The sequence below is a fragment of the Diaminobutyricimonas aerilata genome, assembly GCF_002797715.1.
GTDB lineage: Bacteria > Actinomycetota > Actinomycetes > Actinomycetales > Microbacteriaceae > Diaminobutyricimonas > Diaminobutyricimonas aerilata.
This window is the reverse complement of the sequence record NZ_PGFF01000001.1, coordinates 3,171,516-3,192,064: the sequence shown is the minus strand read 5'-3', so window position 1 is coordinate 3,192,064 and position 20,549 is coordinate 3,171,516. Positions and strand designations below refer to the sequence as shown.

At 70.7% G+C, this 20,549-nt stretch carries 21 protein-coding genes; 8 read left to right on the top strand and 13 right to left on the bottom strand.

Annotated features, from left to right (window positions below):
* Positions 1–33: 33 nt before the first annotated feature.
* Positions 34–222 (bottom strand): DUF3073 domain-containing protein, encoded by a 189-nt coding sequence (locus CLV46_RS15195; RefSeq protein ID WP_100365554.1) that lies wholly within the window; start codon positions 220–222, stop codon positions 34–36.
* Positions 223–389: 167 nt separating this feature from the next.
* Here CLV46_RS15195 and CLV46_RS15190 point away from each other — a divergent pair, with 167 nt between their 5' ends.
* The gene (locus CLV46_RS15190; protein WP_100365553.1) at positions 390–1,490 is read left to right on the top strand and encodes an NAD(P)-binding domain-containing protein; all 1,101 of its coding nucleotides are present in this window, start codon (positions 390–392) and stop codon (positions 1,488–1,490) included.
* A gap of 66 nt (positions 1,491–1,556) precedes the next feature.
* On the opposite strand, the gene CLV46_RS15185 is transcribed toward CLV46_RS15190, so the two are convergent.
* Complete coding sequence (locus CLV46_RS15185; RefSeq protein ID WP_245866925.1) at positions 1,557–3,602, bottom strand: glycogen debranching N-terminal domain-containing protein; 2,046 nt, start codon at positions 3,600–3,602, stop codon at positions 1,557–1,559.
* Positions 3,603–3,796: 194 nt separating this feature from the next.
* Between CLV46_RS15185 and CLV46_RS15180 the strand changes: the two genes are divergently transcribed.
* The 4 genes from CLV46_RS15180 to CLV46_RS15165 are packed head-to-tail and all read left to right on the top strand — an operon-like array spanning position 3,797 to position 8,244.
* Positions 3,797–4,900 carry a LacI family DNA-binding transcriptional regulator gene (locus tag CLV46_RS15180; protein WP_245866922.1) on the top strand — a complete coding sequence of 368 codons (1,104 nt, stop codon included), beginning with the start codon at positions 3,797–3,799 and terminating at the stop codon, positions 4,898–4,900.
* Positions 4,897–6,123 (top strand): sugar ABC transporter substrate-binding protein, encoded by a 1,227-nt coding sequence (locus tag CLV46_RS15175; RefSeq protein ID WP_100365551.1) that lies wholly within the window; start codon positions 4,897–4,899, stop codon positions 6,121–6,123. The genes CLV46_RS15180 and CLV46_RS15175 overlap by 4 nt, the downstream gene beginning before the upstream one ends.
* A 28-nt stretch (positions 6,124–6,151) precedes the next feature.
* The gene (locus CLV46_RS15170) at positions 6,152–7,342 is read left to right on the top strand and encodes a carbohydrate ABC transporter permease (protein WP_100365550.1); all 1,191 of its coding nucleotides are present in this window, start codon (positions 6,152–6,154) and stop codon (positions 7,340–7,342) included.
* Complete coding sequence (locus CLV46_RS15165; RefSeq protein WP_100365549.1) at positions 7,339–8,244, top strand: carbohydrate ABC transporter permease; 906 nt, start codon at positions 7,339–7,341, stop codon at positions 8,242–8,244. The genes CLV46_RS15170 and CLV46_RS15165 overlap by 4 nt, the downstream gene beginning before the upstream one ends.
* Positions 8,245–8,369: 125 nt before the next feature.
* Here the strand turns inward: CLV46_RS15165 and CLV46_RS15160 are convergent, their stop codons facing one another.
* The 8 genes from CLV46_RS15160 to CLV46_RS15125 form a co-directional block, all read right to left on the bottom strand.
* Positions 8,370–8,762, bottom strand: coding sequence for a fluoride efflux transporter FluC (locus tag CLV46_RS15160; RefSeq protein WP_100365548.1), 393 nt, complete (start codon positions 8,760–8,762; stop codon positions 8,370–8,372).
* The gene (locus CLV46_RS15155) at positions 8,759–9,142 is read right to left on the bottom strand and encodes a FluC/FEX family fluoride channel (protein ID WP_245866919.1); all 384 of its coding nucleotides are present in this window, start codon (positions 9,140–9,142) and stop codon (positions 8,759–8,761) included. The genes CLV46_RS15160 and CLV46_RS15155 overlap by 4 nt, the downstream gene beginning before the upstream one ends.
* Positions 9,139–11,238 carry an APC family permease gene (locus CLV46_RS15150; RefSeq protein ID WP_100365547.1) on the bottom strand — a complete coding sequence of 700 codons (2,100 nt, stop codon included), beginning with the start codon at positions 11,236–11,238 and terminating at the stop codon, positions 9,139–9,141. The genes CLV46_RS15155 and CLV46_RS15150 overlap by 4 nt, the downstream gene beginning before the upstream one ends.
* Positions 11,239–11,292: 54 nt before the next feature.
* On the bottom strand, positions 11,293–11,760 hold the full coding sequence (locus CLV46_RS15145) for an anthrone oxygenase family protein (RefSeq protein ID WP_211282209.1): 468 nt from the start codon (positions 11,758–11,760) through the stop codon (positions 11,293–11,295).
* Positions 11,757–12,464 carry a PadR family transcriptional regulator gene (locus tag CLV46_RS15140; protein ID WP_100365546.1) on the bottom strand — a complete coding sequence of 236 codons (708 nt, stop codon included), beginning with the start codon at positions 12,462–12,464 and terminating at the stop codon, positions 11,757–11,759. Before CLV46_RS15140 ends, CLV46_RS15145 begins: the two co-directional genes overlap by 4 nt.
* On the bottom strand, positions 12,461–13,261 hold the full coding sequence (locus tag CLV46_RS15135) for a DUF4097 family beta strand repeat-containing protein (RefSeq protein ID WP_100365545.1): 801 nt from the start codon (positions 13,259–13,261) through the stop codon (positions 12,461–12,463). Before CLV46_RS15135 ends, CLV46_RS15140 begins: the two co-directional genes overlap by 4 nt.
* 207 nt (positions 13,262–13,468) lie before the next feature.
* The gene (locus CLV46_RS15130; RefSeq protein ID WP_100365544.1) at positions 13,469–13,942 is read right to left on the bottom strand and encodes an SRPBCC family protein; all 474 of its coding nucleotides are present in this window, start codon (positions 13,940–13,942) and stop codon (positions 13,469–13,471) included.
* Positions 13,939–14,283 carry an ArsR/SmtB family transcription factor gene (locus CLV46_RS15125; RefSeq protein WP_281253580.1) on the bottom strand — a complete coding sequence of 115 codons (345 nt, stop codon included), beginning with the start codon at positions 14,281–14,283 and terminating at the stop codon, positions 13,939–13,941. The genes CLV46_RS15130 and CLV46_RS15125 overlap by 4 nt, the downstream gene beginning before the upstream one ends.
* 166 nt (positions 14,284–14,449) lie before the next feature.
* Here CLV46_RS15125 and CLV46_RS15120 point away from each other — a divergent pair, with 166 nt between their 5' ends.
* On the top strand, positions 14,450–15,205 hold the full coding sequence (locus tag CLV46_RS15120) for a MerR family transcriptional regulator (protein ID WP_100365542.1): 756 nt from the start codon (positions 14,450–14,452) through the stop codon (positions 15,203–15,205).
* Between the two features lie 47 nt (positions 15,206–15,252).
* Here the strand turns inward: CLV46_RS15120 and CLV46_RS15115 are convergent, their stop codons facing one another.
* Both CLV46_RS15115 and CLV46_RS15110 read right to left on the bottom strand, forming a co-directional pair.
* Positions 15,253–16,692: an AAA family ATPase gene (locus CLV46_RS15115; protein WP_100365541.1), complete on the bottom strand. Its 1,440-nt coding sequence runs from the start codon at positions 16,690–16,692 to the stop codon at positions 15,253–15,255.
* Between the two features lie 44 nt (positions 16,693–16,736).
* Positions 16,737–17,288 carry a CGNR zinc finger domain-containing protein gene (locus CLV46_RS15110; protein ID WP_342746123.1) on the bottom strand — a complete coding sequence of 184 codons (552 nt, stop codon included), beginning with the start codon at positions 17,286–17,288 and terminating at the stop codon, positions 16,737–16,739.
* Positions 17,289–17,367: 79 nt separating this feature from the next.
* On the opposite strand from CLV46_RS15110, the gene CLV46_RS15105 reads away from it, so the two are divergent.
* Positions 17,368–18,336: an EamA family transporter gene (locus CLV46_RS15105; protein ID WP_100365540.1), complete on the top strand. Its 969-nt coding sequence runs from the start codon at positions 17,368–17,370 to the stop codon at positions 18,334–18,336.
* Between the two features lie 76 nt (positions 18,337–18,412).
* On the opposite strand, the gene yczE is transcribed toward CLV46_RS15105, so the two are convergent.
* Complete coding sequence (gene yczE / locus CLV46_RS15100; protein ID WP_425430428.1) at positions 18,413–19,033, bottom strand: membrane protein YczE; 621 nt, start codon at positions 19,031–19,033, stop codon at positions 18,413–18,415.
* Between the two features lie 80 nt (positions 19,034–19,113).
* Here yczE and yczR point away from each other — a divergent pair, with 80 nt between their 5' ends.
* On the top strand, positions 19,114–20,535 hold the full coding sequence (gene yczR, locus CLV46_RS15095; protein WP_100365538.1) for a MocR-like transcription factor YczR: 1,422 nt from the start codon (positions 19,114–19,116) through the stop codon (positions 20,533–20,535).
* Positions 20,536–20,549 lie beyond the last annotated feature (14 nt).

The following is a 20,549-nucleotide window of genomic DNA, read 5'->3' as shown; positions in this document are numbered from 1 at the left end:
GGAGTTCAGCGGACGTCATTGACGTGTCGTCGATCAGGCCGTCTTCGACTCGTCGTGCTCTTCGGTCTCCGCCACGTAGTCGGCCCACTTGTCGAGGTCCTCCTGCGAGTGCCCACCACCGGTGAGTTCGCGTTCGAGGGCGTCGTAGTTCGTCTGGGGGCTGAAGTACTTCAGCTCCCGGGCCACCTTGGTGTGCTTTGCCTTCTGTCGGCCGCGCCCCATGCGTGACCCCCTCTTAGGTTCAGGAACAGGACGAGAAAACTATCCGTCATGCTACCACGCGGTCGTTCGCGCTCCTCGTGCCGGACGGCCCTGGGGACGGGCATCCGAACGCCGTGGGCGAACAGCTCTCGCACCGACCGGTCGGCTGCCGCGAGTACCCTAGCCGCGTGACCAGTGCCTCGACCGACACGTCCGTCGTCGTCGTCGGTGCAGGGCAGGCGGGACTTTCGGTCTCGTACTACCTCAAGCGCCTCGGTCTCGATCCCGGCAACGACTTCGTGGTGCTCGATCGCGGCCCGGGCACGGGCGGTGCCTGGCAGTTCCGTTGGGAGGCGCTGCGCCTCGGCTACGCGCACCGTGTGAACGACCTGCCCGGCATGTCGGAGCTGGGTGTGAGTTTCGACACCGCCGACCGCACGGCGCCCGCGAAGGATGTCGTCGCCGACTACTACGCACGATACGAGCAGCACTTCGGGTTCCAGGTGGTGCGTCCGGCGAACGTCGTGGCGGTCGAGAACGCGGGCACCGACCTGCGCGTGCGCTTCCGCGACGAGGTGGGCGAGCAGGATGTGACGACACGGCTGCTGGTGAACGCGACGGGCACCTGGGGTTCGCCGTTCGTTCCGTGGTACTCCGGCATGAACGAGTTCGCGGGCCGTCAGGTGCACACCACCGAGTACCGGCGCGCGCAGGAGTTCGAGGGCCAGCGGGTGCTCGTCGTCGGCGGTGGCACGTCGGCGATCGGGTTCCTCATGGAACTCGAGAACGTCGCCGCGGAGCTCACCTGGGTGGCACGCCGCCCGGTGGAGTTCCTCGAGGCGCAAGAGCTCGACGTCGAGGCCGGTGTCGCCTCCGTCGCGCAGCAGGATGCCGCCGCGCGCGAGGGCCGCGCGTTGCCGAGCATCGTCAGCACCACCGGGGTGCCGCGCAGCCGCCGCATCCAGGCCGCCATCGACCGCGGCCTGCTCGATGCGAAGCCCATGTTCGAACGCATCGTGCCCGAAGGCGTGCGCTGGTCCGACGGAACGGTGCAGGAGTTCGACGCGATCATCTGGGCCACCGGCTTCCGGCCTGAGCTGCGGCACCTCGCCCCGCTCAAGCTGCGCGAGAAGACCGGCGGCATCATGGTCGGGCAGGGCACGTCGTGGCGCGACTCCCGGGTGTTCTTCGCCGGCTACGGACCCACGGCCAGCACGATCGGCGCCAACCGCGCCGGCCGCACCATTGCGCGCCAGGTCGTGGCGGAACTCAGCCGCCTCTCCGCGTGAACGGTATGGCCGCTCGCTGAGCGGGTTGCCGGGGTCGACACCGTCGACGGGCTCGGGGAACGCGACCTAGCCGACGACGATCGGCGCGCCGGAGGCGTCGAGCACGTCGCCTGCCGTGTCCGTGCGCAGGCGCAGCTCGGCATCCCCGAAGCGCAGGCCCGACACCTCGACGGCACCGGCGACCGCGCTCGGCGAGACGGCGAGTCCCTCGTCGCCCGGCTCGAGGCCGAGCGTGCTCGCGAGCACCGACACGGCGGCCGCCGCCGACCACGCCTGCGGCCGGCACGCCGCGGGGTAGGGCACGGGGGTCGCGACCTCCGTCGCGGTGTCGCCCGAGTGCAGTTCGGGCATCCGGTAGTCGAATCCGGATGCGGCGGCGAGCAGGCCGCGGATGAGCGAGTCGGCGACCTCCCGATGCCCCTCGCGGACGAGTCCGGCGATGGCGATCGCGGTGTCGTGGGTCCACACCGTGCCGCCGTGGTAGCTCAGCGGCCAGTAGCCGGCGGAGTCCGTCGACATCGTGCGCAGGCCGAAGCCGGAGTCGAGTTGCGGCGAACCGAGTCGTCGCGCGACAAGTGCCGACTGGCGGGGGTCGAGCAGACCCGTGCCGAGCAGGTGCCCGAGGTTGCTCGTGACCGTGTCGACCGGCCGCTTCTGCGCGTCGAGCGCGATGGCGGGGTAGGCGCCGTCGGGGTGCTCGATCCAGAACGTCTCGTCGAAGCGCTGCTTCAGGCGCGCCGCCCAGGCTCGCCACTCCGATCCGTCCTCGCCGAAGTGCTCGAGGAGATCGGCGCCGTGCGTCGCCGCCTCGAACGCGTACGCCTGCACCTCGCAGAGCGCGATCGGGCCCTCGGCGAGCGTGCCGTCGAGCCACTGCACGGAGTCGCCCGAGTCCTTCCAGCCCTGGTTGGAGAGCCCGTGGCCGGTGCTGTCGATGTACTCGAGCAGCCCGTCGCCGTCGCTGTCGCCCGAGTCGCGCATCCAGGCCAGGGCCGCCCGCAGGTTGGGCAGCAGTTCCCGCACGTCGTCGTCGGCGAGCCCCCACTTCCACGCATCGTGCAGCAGGCACACCCAGAGGGCGGTCGCGTCGACGGTGCCGTAGTAGAGCGGCGGCAGGGCGATGCTCTCGCCGGGGATGTTGAGGGTCGCGCGGCGGAGCTCGTGCATGATCTTGCCCGGCTGCTCCGCGGTGGCCGCGACGTCGCTCTCGCCCTGCAGTCCGGCGAGCACGCGCAGCGTGCCGTGGGCGAGCCGGGTGCCGAGCGGCAGCAGCATGCGTGCCGCCCAGATCGAGTCGCGGCCGAACAGGGTGAAGAACCACGGCGCTCCGGCGGCGAGGAACTCCGCTCCGGGCAGTCCCTTCGTCTCCAGGCGCAGCGCATCGAGGTCGTCGACGGCGCGGGCGACCCAGCGGGCGAGTCGTTCGTCGCCGGTGGTGAGGGCGGGGGCGGTGAGGCGCGGTCCACGGCCCGGTCCGACGACGGCGTGCGCGTCGACCGCGGTGACCCGCCAGTCGATCGACACCTCGCCGTGTGCGGGGACGGTGACCGCCCAGGTCGCCGTCACCCGATCGCCGTTCACGACGAGTTCGGCGCCGGGCGCGTCGAACGCCGCGGAGACGTGCTCGTCTCCCCACCCGGCGCGTCCGTCGGCGAGCGTCGGCGACGCGGGCGCCTGCCCGGTCACGCCGGCCTTGATCGCATCCATGTCGCCGGTCTCGGCGACGACCTCGACCGTGACGGTGGTGCGGATGGGGGTGCCGAGCCGGGACGAGAGGGTGAGGCTCTCGACGGTGCCGTCGGCGGTGACCGCGCGGTCGTGCACGGCCCGCACGCCGGGGTCGGCGCCGCCGTCGTCGAGTCGCCTCAGCAGCATGATGAAACGTGCGCGGTCCGCGGCGTCGAGCGAGGTGGCGATGTGCTCGCCCCGGCGGCCGTCGACGGTGATCCGCAGCCCGCGCACGACGCGGACGTCCGACACGTAGACACCGTCGATCGCGGCGGACCCGATGCCTCCGTCGTGCGCCGACCATGCCTGGGCGGGGGCGCGGAGCACGACGAGGCGGTCATGCAGCAGAGGCTGGAGGTGCTCGGTCTCGCCCGATTCCGACAATGCGTTCTCCTGATCCCCGTCGATGAGTGCACGTGGCGCAGTCCATCCTGCGCGGCACGGGCGTCGATTGACAGAACCCGTCCGGCAGGTAACATAGCAGCCACAATTTGATCGTTCAAACAACCGCCTCGGGCGAATGGAACGATCAAGTCCGTCTTGACGAAAGCAGCACGACGACACGGCCAAGGAGGGTCATGGTGACGCGTCTCCCGACGGTCGACGACGTGGCCCGCGCGGCCGGGGTGTCGCGCCAGACCGTGTCGAACGTGCTCAACACCCCGGCGATCGTGCGCGACGAGACGCGGGACCGCGTGCGCCGCGCGATCGACGAACTCGGCTACCGCCCACACGCCTCTGCGCGGCGACTGCGCACCCGGGCCTCGTCGACCATCGGCATCCGACTCGATCCGATCACCAACGGCGTCTCCGGGTCGGTGCTCGATCGCTACCTGCACTCGCTCACCGAACAGGCGGCCGCCCGCGGCATGCGCATCATGCTCTTCACCGCCACCGATCACGCCGACGAGATCGCGCAGTTCCGAGAGCTGCGCGACGGTGCCGACGTCGACGCGTTCATCGTCACGGCGACCCAGTTCGACGACACGCGGTTGCGCTGGCTCGCCGCCGAGAAGGTGCCCTTCGTCTCGTTCGGCCGCCCGTGGGGCGATGACACCGCCGACACCCCGTGGGTCGACGTCGACGGACGCGCGGGCGTCGCCGCCGCGACGCGCCACCTCATCGGACGGGGGCTCGAACGGATCGGGTTCCTCGGCTGGCCGGGCGACTCCGGCACGGGCGGGGACCGTCGCCGCGGATGGGCGGAGACGATGCGCGAGCGCTTCGGCCTCGACGACGTGGCGCTCGACGCCCTCGCCATCGAGGTCGACGATGCCGTGCCCGCCGCGCGGCGCGCGGTCGAGCGACTCGTCGACGAGGGCCTGCGGCTCGACGGGCTGGTCTGCGTGAGTGACTCCCTCGCGCTCGGCGCCATGATGGCCGTGCGCGAGGCCGGGCATCCGCGCTTCCCGATCATCGGATTCGACAACACGCCCGTCGCCCAGGCCGTCGGCCTGTCGAGCGTCGACCAGCAGCTCGCCGAGGTCGCGAGCGCGACCCTCGAACTGCTCATGGGCCCGACGGGCACCCGCGTCATCCCGCCCGATTCCGACGGACCGCGCAGCCGGTTCGTCACCCCGAAGCTTGTCGTTCGCCGGTCGAGTCACCTGGCACCCGTCGACGAGGCCGGAGAGGCCGCAGCGCCCGAGACCGGCAATCACCATCGAAAGGAACAGCAATGAGAATCTCCCGTTGGGGATCCGTGCTCGTGGCGGGCGGCGTCGTCGCCGGACTCGCCGCCTGCGGCTCGGGATTCGACGACGCCGGGGCGGAGCAGGACGAGAACTCGGCACTGACCGTGCTCATCGGATCGAGCGGCGAGGCCGAGACGAAGGCCGTCGAGGATGCGGTGGCGGCGTGGGCCGAGGAGTCCGGCATCGACGCCGAGGTGTCGGTCGCGAGCGAGCTCAACCAGCAGCTCGCGCAGGGCTTCTCGTCGGGCGACCCCGCCGACGTGTTCTACCTCTCGACCGACTCCCTGGCCGGCTACGCCTCGAACGGATCGCTGCTCGCCTACGGCGACGAGCTCGAGAACAAGGACGACTTCTACCCGAGCCTCGTCTCCGCCTTCACCTACGAGGACGAGTTCTACTGCGCGCCGAAGGACTTCTCGACCCTGGGCCTCGTCATCAACACCGACGCCTGGACCGAGGCGGGCCTCACCGACGCCGACATCCCGACCGACTGGACGCAGCTCGCCGACGTCGCGGCGAAGCTGACCACGCCCGAGCGCAAGGGTCTCGTGTTCGGCGCCGAGTACCAGCGGGTCGGCGCGTTCATGGCGCAGGCCGGCGGCACGCTCATGAGCGACGACAACTCCGAGGCGACGGCCGACAGCCCCGAGAACCTCGAAGCGCTCGAGTACGTGAAGCAGCAGCTGACCGCGGGCACCTTCGCGTTCGCGTCGGATGTCGGAGCCGGCTGGGGCGGTGAGGCCTTCGGCAAGGGCCTCGCGGCGATGACGATCGAGGGCAACTGGATCACCGGTGCGCTCACGAACGACTTCCCCGACGTGAACTACACCGTCGCCGAGCTGCCCGCCGGTCCCGCCGGCAAGGGCACCCTGCAGTTCACCAACTGCTGGGGCATCGCCGCGGACAGCGACAACCAGGACGGCGCCAAGCAGCTCGTGGAGTACCTGACCGCCACGGAGCAGCAGCTCGCGTTCTCGACCGCGTTCGGTGTGATGCCGTCCATCCAGTCGGCCGCCGAGCAGTGGTCGACCGACAACCCGGTGCTCGTGCCGTTCCTCAACGGCGCCGAGTACGCCAAGAGCGTGCCGACCGCGCAGGGCGCGAACGACGTCGTGGCCGACTTCAACTCGCAGCTCGGCACCCTCGCCTCCGGCGACCCGAAGGCCCTGCTCGAGTCGACCCAGGGCAACCTCGAGGCGATCGTCGAGTGAGAACCGCCCGCATGGCGGGAGCGGGCGCATGACGTCCGCTCCCGCGGCCCGACGGACTCGCCGCGCCCGGTTGCGGCGCGGCGAGTCCGTCTCCGGCTGGCTCTTCACCGCCCCGGTCATCGTGATCCTGGGGCTCTTCCTCGCCGTCCCCGTGCTCATGGCGCTCTGGGTGAGCCTGTCGGACTGGACCGGCCGGGGCAGCCCGCTCTCGTCGAACGTCGGTTTCGTCGGCGGCGCGAACTACGGCGAGCTGCTCGCCGGGGGCGGTCTCGCCGAACGCGACTTCGGCATCTCGCTGCGCAACAACGCCTGGTACGTGCTGCTCGTCGTGCCGCTGCAGACGGCGGTGTCGCTGTTGCTCGCGGTGCTCGTCAACCGCCAGGTGCTCAAGGGCCGAGGCCTATTCCGCACCGCCTTCTACTTCCCGTCGGTCACGAGCTCGGTGGCGATCACGGTGCTGTGGTTGTTCCTGTTCTCCGCGTCCGGCGCGGTCAACCAGCTGCTCGCGTTCGTCGGCATCGCCGGCCCGAACTGGTTCAACGACCCCTCCGGCGTCGTGCACAACCTGCTCAAGGTGATCGGCGTCACCGAGGGCCCCGCGTTCCTCACCGAGTCGTCGTTCCTCAGCGTGTCGTGGTGGGAGTGGCTCGGCGGACCGTCGGTGGCGATGTCCGCGTTCGTGCTCATGGCGATCTTCACCACGAGCGGCACGTTCATGCTCCTGTTCATCGCCGCGCTGCAGAACCTCAGCGGCGACGTGGATGAGGCGGCCATGATGGACGGCGCGAGCGGCTGGCAGCGCTTCTGGCGGGTGACGCTGCCGCAACTGCGTGCGACGATCTTCACCGTCGTGACGCTCGGGCTCATCGGCACCTGGCAGGTGTTCGACCAGATCTACACCGGCACCCAAGGCGGCCCGGGCAAGACGACGCTCACCCCGGCGTACCTCTCCTACACGTCGGCCTTCGAGAGCCAGGACTGGCCCCGCGGCGCCGCGATCGCGTTCGTGCTGTTCGCGATCATCATCGTGATGACGATCCTGCAGCGGTTCCTGCTGCGCGAACGCAAGGTCTCGAAGCGGCGGATGCGGCTGTACACGTCGTCCGGGGCCGGAACCGGCGGGCGCGTGGTGCCGGTCGCCGCCCCGGGCCGCTCGATCGGCACGCCGCCGCCCGCGGACGACCCGGACGCCGACTCCGCGAAGGGGAACCGCTCATGACCGCGACCGCCGCGCCCCGCGCATCCGCCCCGCCCGCATCCGCCTCACGTCCCCCGCGCCGCCGTCGCGTCGGCACCGGACGCCTCGCGTCGCAGTCGCTGCTCTACGCGCTGCTCGTGGTGATCGCGGTCATCTACATCGCCCCGTTCCTCATCAACCTCGCGACGTCGGTGAAGACGGATGCGGAGGCCGCGTCGGACCCGCTGTCGCTCATCCCCGCCACCTGGTCGACCGCCGCCTACGAGCGGCTGTTCCTGCGGTCGGACTTCCCGACGTGGTTCCGCAACTCGGTCGTCGTGACGATCTTCGTCACCGCCGGCCGCGTGTTCTTCGACTCGCTCGCCGGCTACGCGCTCGCCCGCCTGCGCTTCCGCGGGCGCACGGTGGTGTTCGCGCTGCTCGTGGCCGTGATGGCGGTGCCGAACGTCGTGCTGCTCATCCCGAAGTTCCTCGTGGTCAACCAGCTCGGCATCTACGACTCGTTCGCGGGGCTCATCATCCCGCTGCTGGCGGATGCGGCCGGCGTGTTCATCATGAAGAACTTCTTCGAGTCGATCCCGGCGAGTGTGGAGGAGCAGGCGCGCATCGACGGCGCCGGCACGTTCCGCGTTTTCTGGTCGGTGGTGCTGCCGATGGCGCGGCCCGCGCTCATCACGATCGTCATCCTGTCGTTCCAGGGGTCGTGGAACGAGCTCGCGCACTTCATCGTCGCGGCGCAGAGTCCGGAGCTCACGACGCTCACGAAGGGCGTCGCGCAGCTCTCGAGCGGGCAGCTCAGCCAGGGCAGCCAGTTCCCGCTCAAGCTCGCGGCGGGCGCGATCATGACCATCCCGGTGGCGCTCGTGTTCTTCATCTTCCAGCGCCGCATCATGAACGCGAGCGTCGGAGCCGTGAAGGAGTAGCGCGGCTCGCGACCGTTCCGTGACGTGGCCGGGCGCGAGTTGGCGAATACATCGCTTCCGGGCGCGCCATGGCGATGCTTTCGCCAACTCGCGGGCTGACGGCGAGAGTGGATGCGGGGGAGGCGTCAGGCGCGCCCCATCGGGAACAGCAGGATCGCGGTCGTCACGTTCCACGCCACGGACGCGGCCGTGAGGCCCGCCGCCAGGTTCACCGCGACGTTGCCGACGGCGATCCAGTAGCGCCCCGAGCGGGCGAGCTGCACGGTCTCGACCGACCACGTGCTGAACGTCGTGAGTCCGCCGGCGACGCCGCCGAGCACCACCAGCCGCAGGCCCGCGTCCATCCCGCCCATCGAGCTCAGCGCGACCACCGCGCCGCCGAGCGCCGACCCGACGACGTTGACGACGAGCACCGCCCAGGGCAGGAACCGCCCGGCGAACGCGAGCGTCACGCCGTAGCGGATGACCGCCGCCACGCCGCCCGCGAGCACCGCGGCGACCGCCGCCCACGCCGTCACGCGCGACCCTCCCCCGGCATCGGACGGCGCCCGAACGCGAGCCCCGCGGCCGCCGCCGCGAGCCCGAGCACGACCGACGCGACCGCGTAGAACAGGGCGCCGAGCGCATCGCCCGCACCCTCCATCTCGAGCAGCGACACGATGACGGCGGAGAACGTGGTGAACGACCCCAGCACGCCCGCGCCGAGGCCCGCCCTCAGCCACGCCGGCGCGACCGGCCACACGCGCGTGACGAGCATCCCGAGCACGAACGACCCGAGCACGTTGATCGCGAGCGTCGACCATGGGAATGCGTGCGCCTCATGCGGGAGCAGCGCGTCGCCGCCGAGACGCAGCGCGGTGCCGATCATCCCGCCGAGGAACACCGCGAGTACGCTCACGCGCGCCCGTCGGAACCCGGACCGCGGCCCGCCCGCGCCGGAGCCTTACCCGCCGGCGTCTTGCCCGCCGGCGTCTTGCCCGCCGGCGTTCGGGCGGGCGGCATCGGCGCGCGGAGCACCGGACGCACCGGCTCCCCGCGGCGGTCCTGACCCGGCAGCGGTCGCGACCGGCGACCGTAGATGAGGTCGCTCGAATCGAGCAGCCACGGCACCACCGCGATCACGACGCCGTGCACGAGCGAGAGCTTGTGACGGATGCGGCGGGCCTTGTGGTTGTGCAGCAGGTTCTCCCACCAGTGACCCACGATGTACTGCGGGGTGTACACGGTCACCACTTCGGAGCCGTGCTGCTCGCGTCGCGCCTTGATGTACTTGATGAGCGGCACGCTGATGTCGCGATACGGCGACGGCACGATCCGCAGCGGCACCTGGATGTTCTGCTCGTCCCACTGCCGGGCGAGCCGCTCGCTCTCGGCGTCGTCGATCGACACGTGCACGGCCTCGATGGAGTCGTGGCGGGCGGCGATCGCGTAGTCGAGGGCCTTCAGCACCGGCTTCTGCACGCGTCCGACGAGCACGATCGCGTGGTCGCCCGACGAGCCGAACGTCGTCACCGGGTCGGCCTCGATCTCCCGTTCCACGTCGCGGTAGTAGCGGTTCACCCCGAGCATGAGCAGGAACAGGATCGGCATGATCACGAAGATGAGCCACGCCCCGTGGGTGAACTTCGTGATCGTCACGATGACGAGCACGCTCGCGGTCATGAGCGCGCCGAGCGCGTTGATGGCGAGGCCGCGCCACACCGAGCCGGGATCGCTGCATCCGTTCTTCAGCATCCGCCACCAGTGCCGCACCATGCCGGTCTGGCCGAGGGTGAACGAGACGAAGACGCCGATGATGTAGAGCTGGATGAGCGCGGTCACGTCGGCCTGGTAGACGACGAGGATGACGATGGCCGCGAGGGCGAGCAGCAGCACACCGTTCGAGAAGATGAGGCGGTCGCCGCGGGTGGAGAGTGCCTTCGGGGCGTAACGGTCGGTGGCGAGCACCGAACCCAACAGCGGGAACCCGTTGAACGCCGTGTTCGCCGCAAGCAGCAGCACCGCCGCGGTCGCGGCCTGGATGATGAAGAACGGCACGCTGTTGTTGCCGAACACGCTCGAGGCGATCTGCGCGATGAGGGAGCGCTGCGGCTCGGTCGCGCACTGCTCCCAGCCGATCAGGTGGCACGGCTCCTCGGCGTAGTGCACGTTCGCGATGAGGGCCACGGCGGTGAGACCCGAGAAGAGCAGGATCGCGATGCCGCCCATGAGCACGAGGGTGCGCTGCGCGTTCTGCACCTTCGGTCGCCGGAAGGCCGGCACGCCGTTCGAGATCGCCTCGACGCCCGTCAGCGCCGAACATCCGCTCGAGAACGCGCGCAGCAGCAGCAGCACGAACGCGGCTTGCGAGATCTGCTCGGCTTGCACGGTGAACTCGGCGCTCTCGGCGACGGGGGCGTCGCCGAGGGCGGTGCGCACGAGCGCCACGACGACCATGATCGCGATCGACCCGATGAAGAGGTAGGTCGGCACGGCGAACGCCTTGCTCGACTCGCGCACCCCGCGCAGGTTGACGGCAGCGAGCAGGATGACGGCGAGCACGGCGATCTCGATCCGCGCCGGGGCGAGGCCGGGGATCGCGGAGATGATGTTGTCCACACCGCTCGCGACCGAGACGGCGACGGTCATGATGTAGTCCACGAGCAGCGCGCTCGCCACCACGAGACCGGCCTTCTCGCCGAGGTTGCGGTGCGCGACCTCGTAGTCGCCGCCTCCGCTCGGGTACGCCTTGATGAGCTGGCGGTACGACGCGACCACCACCACCAGCAGCAGCACGACGGCCGCGGCGACCCACGGCGCGAAGCTGAGGAACGCGAGGCCGCCCAGCAGCAGGATCATGAGCAGTTCCTGCGGCGCATAGGCGACCGAGGAGAGGGGGTCGCTCGCGAAGATCGGGAGCGCCAGATGCTTCGGCAGGAGCTGCCCCTCGAGCTTGTCGGAGGGCAGCGGATCGCCGAGGAGCCACCGCTTCGGTGAGCGGACGTCGTCAGTCACGAACGGCGAGCATACACCCGCGAAAACACGCGGATTCCCGCGGTGAGCGCGCGCTCAGAGCGCGATCAGCGCGCTCACGGCGAGCACGGTTGCGACGACCCCGGCGACCGTGCGCAGCCCGTTCCATCGCACCCACGGCCGCTCGAAATCCTCGCGCGCCTGGCGGGGTGTTCCGCGATGCCGTTCCAGGCGTTCGTTGAGCGGCACGTTGCGGATGCCCGTGACGACGAGCACGCCCGCGAGATAGACGAGACCGGATGCGGTGAGCAGCCACCCCGCAGCGGTCGCGCCCTCGGCGAAGGCGGCGACGGCCGCCGCGACGAGCAGCGGCACGGCGCCGAAGATCGCGCCGAGGAACACCCCGTTGATGACGGCGCGGTTGATCCCGCGCATCGACTCCACGTAGACCGCGTCGCTCGTGCGGGCCAGCCCCGGCATGACCCCGCTCGAGAACGCGAGGAACACGCCGGCTCCGAGGCCCGACACGACGGACGCGGCGACCGCGAGGATCTCGGTGATCACGCGGCGCCCGTGTCGTCGTCGAGCACGTCGTGTTCGGCCGCGGCACCGGGCGCGCCGTCGGCGGACCCGACGCGCAGCGTCGCGGTGACCGCGGCGCGCAGATCGCCGAGTCCGGTGCGCAGCACGTCGACCGTCTCGCGGCTCAGCTCGCCGCGCGCGGCGTGGCCGCGCAGGTCGGAACGCAGCTGCTGGCGGAAGTGCGCGATCGCCTGCTCCGCCTCGCTCAGTCGCAGGCGCGAGTCGAGGCGCGTGTTCGAGGAGCTCGCGCCGGCGGCGTGCGGGGCGGGCGGCGGAGGTGGAGGCGGAGTCGCCGACCGCGTCTCCCGCGCGGCGGCGGCGAGCTCGGCGCGCAGGGAACGCATCGCCCCGTCGACCGAGGCGCGAACCTCGTCGGCGAGACGCCGCACCGAGTCGGTCACCTCGCTCTCGATGCCGTCGAGCTCATGGCGACGGGCGGCGAGCTCGGCGCGCCCCGCATCCGTGATCTCGTAAACGGTCTTGCGTCCGTCGTTCTGCTTGGTCACGAGGCCTTCCGCCTCGAGCTTCGACAGTCGCGGATAGATAGTGCCGGCGCTCGGAACATACGTGCCGCCGAAACGGTCGCCGAGGGCCTGGATGAGTTCGTAGCCGTGGCGCGGACGCTCCTCGAGCAGGCTCAGCAGGTAGAGCCGGAGGTGGCCGTGGCCGAAGACCGCGGGACTCACGCCGTCACCCCGTGCAGCACGTTGATGGCACCGGAGACGGTGTTCACCTTGAACTCGAGCCAGCTGCCCTCGAGCGTGCCGTACGTCTCGGCGTAGCTTCCGCGCACGCCGCGCACCTCGCGGTTGTCGAGCCGCAGCTTGCCGCTCGCGGTCGAGAAGCGGTACTGCACGGCGTGATCGGGCGACAGCCGGGCGGTCACGTCGCCGCTCACGGTGTTGACGCGCACCTCATCCGGCTCGCCGGGGAGGTCGAGGAACACGTCACCGCCGACGGTGTCGGCGGTGAGGCGGGTGATGGCGCCGCTCGCGACGAGGTCGCCGCTCACGGTGTGGGCGGTGAGCGTGCCGGTGTGGTCTCGCACGGAGAGGTCGCCGGAGACCGCGTTGAGCTGCAGCGACCCGCTGCACGCGTCGACGACGACGTCGCCCGAGACGGTGCTGAGGGAGGCGTCGGCGTGCAGTCCCGAGACGAGCACTTCGGCCCCGACGACGCCGAGCTTGAGGCGGGTGTCGCGCGGCACCATGATGCTCACGTCGGCGCGGGAGGTGTTGCGCGACGTCGCGAAGACCTCGAGGAAGTTGTCCCAGCGCAGCTGCGGGTGGTCGATGCCGAGCACGTCGCCGTCGATCGAGACCTCGAGGTCTTTGCCGGAGACGTGGTGGATCTCGACCCGGGCGCCCGGCTCGTCATGGGCGACGATGTCGATCTGCCCGCCGTACAGCCCGACCTTGAGCGAACGAACCAGCTCGAGGTCGATCACCTTCGGCCCGTCGACGAGCCACTTCTCCCGCGTCATCCCGGTTCTCCCTGTCGCATCGTAAACGCGATATAACGCGTCTGATGAAGACAAGATATATCGCGTCTTGCGCGCGCGCAAGGGTCGATCCGGTGCCGCGGAGCGACCGGCCTGGGTTTCCCGTCGCGAATCGCGGGTCGTGGCATCTCGCACCCGCGATTCGCGACGGGAATGGGGCCCGCGCATCCGCGCGCGACCGGACTGCGCTCACCCCTCGGCGAGGATCGCGTCGAGCCGTTCGAATCCCTCGCGGACGCCCGTCTCCATACCGCTCGCGAGCATGCCGTCACGGGCCTCGACCGACGGGAAGGCGCTCGTACCGGTGAGCCGGGTGCGGCCGCCTCCGAGTTCCTCGAAGACGGCGGTCTCGAGCGTCACGACGTCGGGCATCCCCTCGAACTCGAACGTCTGCACGATGCGGCGGTGTTCGTCCGCGGCGTGCACGACGCCGTTGAAGGCGTACTCCTCGCCGTCGGCGATCTGCACGTAGCGGTAGCGACCGCCGCTGCGCATTTCGAAGGTGTCGATCCTCGTCTCGTAGCCGTGCGGTCCGAGCCACCGGCGCACGAGGTCGGGCTCGACGTGCGCGCGCCACACGGCGGCGACCGGCGCGTCGAACTCCCGCACGATGGTGATGAACGGCTGCCCCTCGGGGGCGGTGATCTCTACTGCGTTGCTCATGATTCCTCCTCGTTCGTGATGGTGTCGAGCACGTCGTCGAGGCGCCGGTAGCGCTGCTCGGCGACGATCCGGTATCGGTCGATCCATGCGGTGAGTCGTTCGAGCGCGGCCGCCTCGAGATGCACCGGGCGGCGCTGCCCGTCGCGGCTGCGAGTGACGAGCCCGGCGGCTTCGAGGCTCTGGATGTGCTTCGAGACCGCCTGCACCGTGATGTCGAACGGCTCGGCCAGTTCGTTCACGGTGAGCGGCCCGCGGCTCAGCCGGGCCACCATGTGCCGGCGGACCGGATCGGCCAGGGCCTGGAAGGCACGGTCGAGTCGCTCCTCATCCGCTTGACTCACATTCAACCCTTCCATTGATCAACTGACACGTTGAAGATAACCCTCCAGCGGGTTCCCGTCAAGAGCGCGAGATCGCGCGCTCCACGAGGGCGCGTCGGACGGTGCCGGTGCGCTTGACATTGACGCGGCGTCAACCTCTACCGTCGAGTGTCGGAAGGAGAGCGAGATGGAATGGTCGATTCAAGAGGTCGCGCGGCTCGCGGGAACGACGAGCCGCACCCTGCGGCACTACGACGACATCGACCTGCTGCCGCCGAGCTCGGTCGGCAGCAACGGCTACCGCTACTACGACGCGTCCGCGCTCGCCCGGCTGCAACGCATCCTGTTGCTCCGGCAGCTCGGACTCGGACTGCCCGCGATCGCCGACGTGCTCGAGGGGCATCGCGATGACACCGCGGCGCTCGATGAGCACTTGAGGTGGTTGCGTGCGGAGAAGGAGCGGCTGGACCGCCAGATCGCGAGCGTGGAGACCACGATCCGCAAGATGAGAGGAGGTGAAGAACTGATGGCAGACGAGATGTTCGATGGATTCGACCACACGCAGTACAAGGAAGAGGTCGAGGCCCGCTGGGGCGCCGACGCCTACGCCGACGGTGACCGCTGGTGGCGCGGGCTGAGCAGCACCGACCGCGCCGCGTGGCTGACGCGCACGAAGGAGCTCGGCGTCGCCTGGGGCGAGGCCGCGCAGCGCGGCGTCGACCCGGCGAGCGGCGAGGCCCAAGAGCTGGCCCGCCGCCACTACGAGTGGCTCGCCGGGGTGCCCGGCACCCCGCGCGACGCGAACGGTCCGACGAAGGAGTACTTCGTCGGGCTCGGTGAGATGTACGTCGCCGACGAGCGGTTCGCGAAGAACTACGGCGGCACCCGGGGCGCGACGTTCGTGCGCGACGCGATGCGTGCGTACGCCGACCGCAACCTGTGATGCATCCGGGCCGGGCGTTCACCCCGAGGTGAGCGGCCGGCCCGCGGTCATCCCGCCGCGAAGGCGAACCCCGACGGATGGGCGGGTCCCTCACCCGTGAAGCCGCCGCCGTCGCCGGTCACGCCGAGCAAGCGGCGGGTGAGCAGGGAGGCCGCCGACAGGAGCTCATCGAGAGCGGCGGAGAGATCCGAGTCTGCGACCGGTCGCCCCTCGGCGACCGCGAGCAGCACCGCGCGCCGCATGAGCTCCTTCGCGAAGGAGCCGGTCACGCCCTCGGACCGCTCCGCGGCGGCGTCGATCGCCTCTTCGCTCAGCGGCAGACCCGCGGCGTACAGGCGGAACAGGCGGCGACGCGTGGCGGCGTCGGGCAGGGGAACTTCGACCGCGAGGTCGACGCGCCCCGGGCGCTGGGCGAGGGCCGGCTCGAGGGTCTCCACGCGGTTCGTGGTCAGTACGAACGCGACGTCCGCGTCGCCGTCGAGACCGTCCAGCGCGTCGAGCACGGCGAAGAGCAGCGGCTGCGGACCGCCGTGCATCCCCCGCTCCATCGCGACGAGATCGACGTCTTCGAGCACGACGAGGGCGGGCTGCATCGCCCGGGCCAGATCGGCCGCCTCGCGGATGAATCGGATGCTCGCGCCGGTCAGCAGCACGCACGTCACCCGGTCGGCGACGCCGATGAGGTGCCGCACGGTGAGCGTCTTGCCCGTTCCGGGCGGACCGTAGAGCAGCACGCCGCGCTTGAGGTGCTGCCCCGCCCGCAGCAGTTCATCGCGGCCTTCCGTGATGCCCACCACGTGTCGTCGGATGCTCTCGAGCACACCGTCGGGCAGTACCACCTGCTCCGCGGGGACATCCGGTCGCTCGAGGAACACCGCTCCGGCGGCGGACGGTCCGTGGAATTCGCCGCCGTCGAACGAGAGCACCTGCCCACGCAGCACGCTCAGGTCGACCATGAGCCGGCGCACCTCCTGCAGCAGGCGGTCGCTCAGCGCGGCGGTCGGCGTGAGCAGTTCCAGGGCTGCGGCGTCGCGGCCGAACTGCGGTTGCGCGCCGCGCTGCAGCACCGCGACCGGCTCGCCCTCGAAGGTGAACAGGCGCACGCCGAACGCGACCACCTGGCGATGACTGTGCGGTCCGGTCGGAGCAGCGATGAAGTCGACCGGTCCGGGCGCGTAGGGCATGTGCGGGTTGCTCAGCAGCTCCGCGAGCTGGGAGTGGTGGCGGCTCTGCCCACCGGTGAGACCGAGCAGCTGCGAGCCCTCGCCGGCGAGATGCTCGAGGGCGATGTCGACGTCCACCAGACGATGCCGCGCGATCGGCTCCTCGACCACGGGCAGGGCACGCACGTCGACGCCGAGGTGGCGTTCGACGAGCTGCCCGAACGGGGTCAGTTCGTCGAGGCCTCGCCGTCGGCGATGCTGCTGCACGACGTCATTGATGAAGGTCTGGAAGGTGTCGAGGAACTCCTCCTGGCGCGGGTCCATTCGTGAACCATAGTCAGCGGTGTGCCGCGCGTCATCCGTATTCCTCAGACGCGCGCGGCCTTGCGTGCCCGGTACGCCGAGACGTGGGTGCGGTTCGCGCAGCCGTCGGAGCAGAAGCGGCGCGATCCGTTGCGCGACTGGTCGAGCAGCACGGTGTCGCAGCGGTCCGCGGCGCACACGCGCAAGCGGTCGCGGTGTTCGGTGCGGATGACGTCGACGAACGCCATCGCCCCCTCGACGAGGATGCGCGTGGCGAGCGGGGCGTCGAAGCCGACCGCGTGGATGTGCCAGTCCTGGGCATCGTGGCGCACGAGCTGGGGGAGCGCGCCGGCATCGGCGAGCATCCGGTTGACGACGGGGACGGCGTCGTCGGTCGGCAGCGCCCACAATTCGCGGAACACCTCCCGCAGGGCCTGCACCTCCTGGAGCTCCTCGATCGTTCCGTCGCGTCGGCCGAAGTAGCCGTGCGCATCAAGCAGCACCTCGAGCTCCGCGACGGTGGAGAGCTCCTCCGTCTCGGAGTCCGAGGAGGTCGGCGTCGTGTTCACGAGCGCCGCGAGGAACACCAGCGCGTCGACCGTGTCATGGGTGAACACCAGTTGACTCCTGTCAGTGGGTGTCGGTAGCGTCAGGACCGTATTCGAGTTTACCCCTGACATCCGTTCGGAGGCAGCCATGGTCCGCACGACCCGCAGCGACGGCATCCTGCTCGCGGTCGCGTCCGCGGCCGCCTTCGGCACGAGCGGGGCCTTCGTGAAGCCGCTGCTCGAGGCGGGCTGGTCGCCGATCGCGGCCGTCGCCGCTCGCGCGCTCGGCGCGGCGATCGTGCTCGCGATCCCGGCGCTGGTCACCCTGCACGGCCGCTACCGCAACCTGCTGCGCGCCTGGCGGCAGGTGCTCGGGTTCGGCCTGTTCGCGGTCGCCGGAGTGCAGTTGTGCTACTTCGCGGCCGTGCAGCGGATGCCGGTGGGCATCGCCATCATGATCGAGCACCTCGCACCGGTGCTGCTGATCGCGGTCGCGTGGATCGCCACCCGTCGGGCGCCGCGCGGCGTCGTGATCGCCGGCGCCGCGGTGAGCGTCGTCGGCCTGGTCGCCGTGCTCGGCCCGAGCGGGGTCGGCGGCATCGACGCGCTCGGCCTGCTCTTCGCCCTCGGATCGACCGTCGGATGCGCCATCTACTTCGTCATCTCGGCGTCCCCGGCGCGCGGGGTGCACCCGATCGCGCTCACCGCGGCCGCGATGCTCATCGGCGGGATCGCTCTGCTGCTGGTCGGGGCGACGGGACTGCTCCCGCTCGAGGCGACCACCGCATCCGTGCCCCTCTTCGGCACCACGGTGCCCTGGTTCGTGCCGCTCGCGATCGTCGTGCTCGTCTCGACCGCGTTCGCCTACGCGACCGGGGTGGCGGCGGCTCGACGGCTCGGGTCACGGCTCGCGTCGTTCCTCGGCCTGGGCGAGGTCATCTTCGCGGCGGTCGTGTCGTGGCTGCTGCTCGGCGAAGCGCTCACCGTCGTGCAGATCGGCGGCGGCGCGCTCATCATCGTGGGCGTCGCTCTCGTGCAACGCGGGGAGCGACCGGCGGAGGCGCTGCCGCCCCGGCCGGTCGAGCCGGCTCAGGGCCGGGTGGGCACCGCGCGGTAACCGTCTCGCGCGACCATCTCGATCGTCGCGATGACGGCCCACGCGGCGAGGGCGGCGAACGCCGTCAATGTCGCGATCATGCCCGCACCTCCTCGGGTGACTCGTTCTTCGGAGCCACGACCGCCGCGGGCACCATGAGGCGCGGCAGGGTGACGTTGACCATGGGTCCGACCAGCAGCGCGAAGGCGAGCGTGCCGAGGCCGACGTTGCCGCCGAGCGCCCAGCCGATCGCCAGCACGGTGACCTCGATCGCGGTGCGCACGACCCAGATCGGCCAGCCGGTGCGGCGGTGCAGTCCGGTCATGAGGCCGTCACGCGGCCCCGGACCGAATCGCGCGCCGATGTAGAGCCCCGTGGCGATGGCGAGCATCGAGAGCCCGCCCGCGAAGAGCAGGACGCGGGTGAAGAGGTCGTCGATCGGGGGAACGAGCGCGAGCCCGACCTCCGCACTCGGGCCGACCAGCACGGCATTGAGCACCGTGCCGATGCCGGGCTTCTGCCGGATCGGGATCCACAGCAGCAGCACGATCAGTCCAATTGCGATCGTGACCAGTCCGAACGGAAGACCCGTCTGCTTCACGACGCCTTGCGACAGCACATCCCATGGGGGGACGCCGACCGCGGCGCGGATCATGAGCGACAGCGCGATGCCGTAGAGGAAGAGGCCTACGAGCAACTGGGCGATGCGCCGGGTCATGATCATCGTGGGGGACATGTTGTGAATCCAATCTCGATATTGGACTGCCGACAAGAGGCCAATTGAAGTACGGTGGTCGCATGGCCGTGATCCCGACCCGCATCCTCGTCGAGCTCTTGCGCGACTGGCGCGACCCCGACGCCGGGCCCGCCTACTCCCAGCTCGCCGACCGCATCCGCCTGCTCGTGCTCGACGGACGGGTCGGCATCGGCGACCGCCTTCCGGCGGAACGCGACCTCGCCGGGCAGCTCGGGCTGAGCCGCACCACCGTCACCGCCGCCTACGCGGAGCTGCGCGACCGCGGCTTCCTCAAGAGCGTCCGCGGATCCGGCAGCGTCGCGCGGCTACCTCTCAAACCGGTCCTGGTGCCCGATGCCCCGATCAGCGGCGCTCCCGACCTGAGCAAGGCGACACTACCGGCGAGCGTGCACCTGCCCGCTGCGATCGAACGCGCGGCCGCCCGGATGCCGGAGCACCTCCACCTGTCGGGATTCGACCCGCTCGGCCTGCCCGAGCTGCGCGCCGCGCTCGCACGCCGGTACACCGCGCGCGGACTCGCGACCGACCCCGAGCAGATCATGATCACCGTCGGGGCGCAGCACGCGATCGCGCTGCTCGCCCGCACCCTGCTCTCGCGCGGCGACCGTGCGCTCGTCGAGAACCCCAGCTATCCGCACGGGTTCGAGGCGCTCCGCAGTGCCGGCGCCCGCATCGTGCCCGTCGCCGTCACCTCCTACGAGGGATGGGATGTCGCGGGACTCGAGCAGGCGCTGCAGCGCACCAGCCCCGCTCTCGGCTACCTCATGCCCGACTTCCACAACCCCACCGGTCGCACGATGGACGACGAGACCCGGTCGAGGCTCCTCGCGCTCGCCGCCCGGCAGGGCACGACGATCATCGCCGACGAGACGATGGGTGAGCTCGGCTTCGGTGACCAGCCCGTGCGGGCGCCCCTCGCCGCGCACGGTCCCGCGGTCATCGTCGGATCGGTCGGCAAGACCGTCTGGGGTGGTCTGCGGCTCGGCTGGATCCGCGCCGACCGCGCGCTCATCCAGCGGCTCGCGCGGGTGCGCTCCGCCGGCGACCTGGGCACCCCGGTCTTCGAGCAGCTCGTGGTGGCCGACATCCTCGGCGACTACGACACGGTGCTCGACGAACGTCGCGCTCAGCTGCGCGCCGGCCACGACCACCTCGTCGCGGCGCTGCGCTCCCGGTTCCCCGACTGGGACGTGCCCGCGGTCGACGGCGGCCTCACGGTGTGGGTCAACCTCGGCGCGGCCGTCAGCTCGCAGCTCGCACTCGCGGCCCGGAACGAGGGACTGCTCATCGCCGCCGGTCCGCGATTCGGCGTCGACGGGGCGTTCGAACGCTTCCTGCGCATCCCGTTCAGCCACCCCGCCGCCGAGACCGATATTGCGGTCGGGGCGCTCGAGCGCGCGTGGGCGACGGTCATGCGCCAGCCGTACCCGGTCGAGAGCGACTACCTGGCCGAGGTCGTCTGACCCTCAGCGCTCCC

Coding starts and splice junctions, on each gene's coding strand:
- CLV46_RS15195 (WP_100365554.1), bottom strand. CDS start 222: ATGGGGCGCGGCCGACAGAAGGCAAAGCACACCAAGGTGGCCCGGGAG.
- CLV46_RS15180 (WP_245866922.1), top strand. CDS start 3,797: ATGGTGACGCGTCTCCCGACGGTCGACGACGTGGCCCGCGCGGCCGGG.
- CLV46_RS15175 (WP_100365551.1), top strand. CDS start 4,897: ATGAGAATCTCCCGTTGGGGATCCGTGCTCGTGGCGGGCGGCGTCGTC.
- CLV46_RS15170 (WP_100365550.1), top strand. CDS start 6,152: ATGACGTCCGCTCCCGCGGCCCGACGGACTCGCCGCGCCCGGTTGCGG.
- CLV46_RS15165 (WP_100365549.1), top strand. CDS start 7,339: ATGACCGCGACCGCCGCGCCCCGCGCATCCGCCCCGCCCGCATCCGCC.
- CLV46_RS15135 (WP_100365545.1), bottom strand. CDS start 13,261: ATGACGCGGGAGAAGTGGCTCGTCGACGGGCCGAAGGTGATCGACCTC.
- CLV46_RS15130 (WP_100365544.1), bottom strand. CDS start 13,942: ATGAGCAACGCAGTAGAGATCACCGCCCCCGAGGGGCAGCCGTTCATC.
- CLV46_RS15120 (WP_100365542.1), top strand. CDS start 14,450: ATGGAATGGTCGATTCAAGAGGTCGCGCGGCTCGCGGGAACGACGAGC.
- CLV46_RS15115 (WP_100365541.1), bottom strand. CDS start 16,692: ATGGACCCGCGCCAGGAGGAGTTCCTCGACACCTTCCAGACCTTCATC.
- CLV46_RS15105 (WP_100365540.1), top strand. CDS start 17,368: ATGGTCCGCACGACCCGCAGCGACGGCATCCTGCTCGCGGTCGCGTCC.
- yczE (WP_425430428.1), bottom strand. CDS start 19,033: ATGACCCGGCGCATCGCCCAGTTGCTCGTAGGCCTCTTCCTCTACGGC.
- yczR (WP_100365538.1), top strand. CDS start 19,114: ATGGCCGTGATCCCGACCCGCATCCTCGTCGAGCTCTTGCGCGACTGG.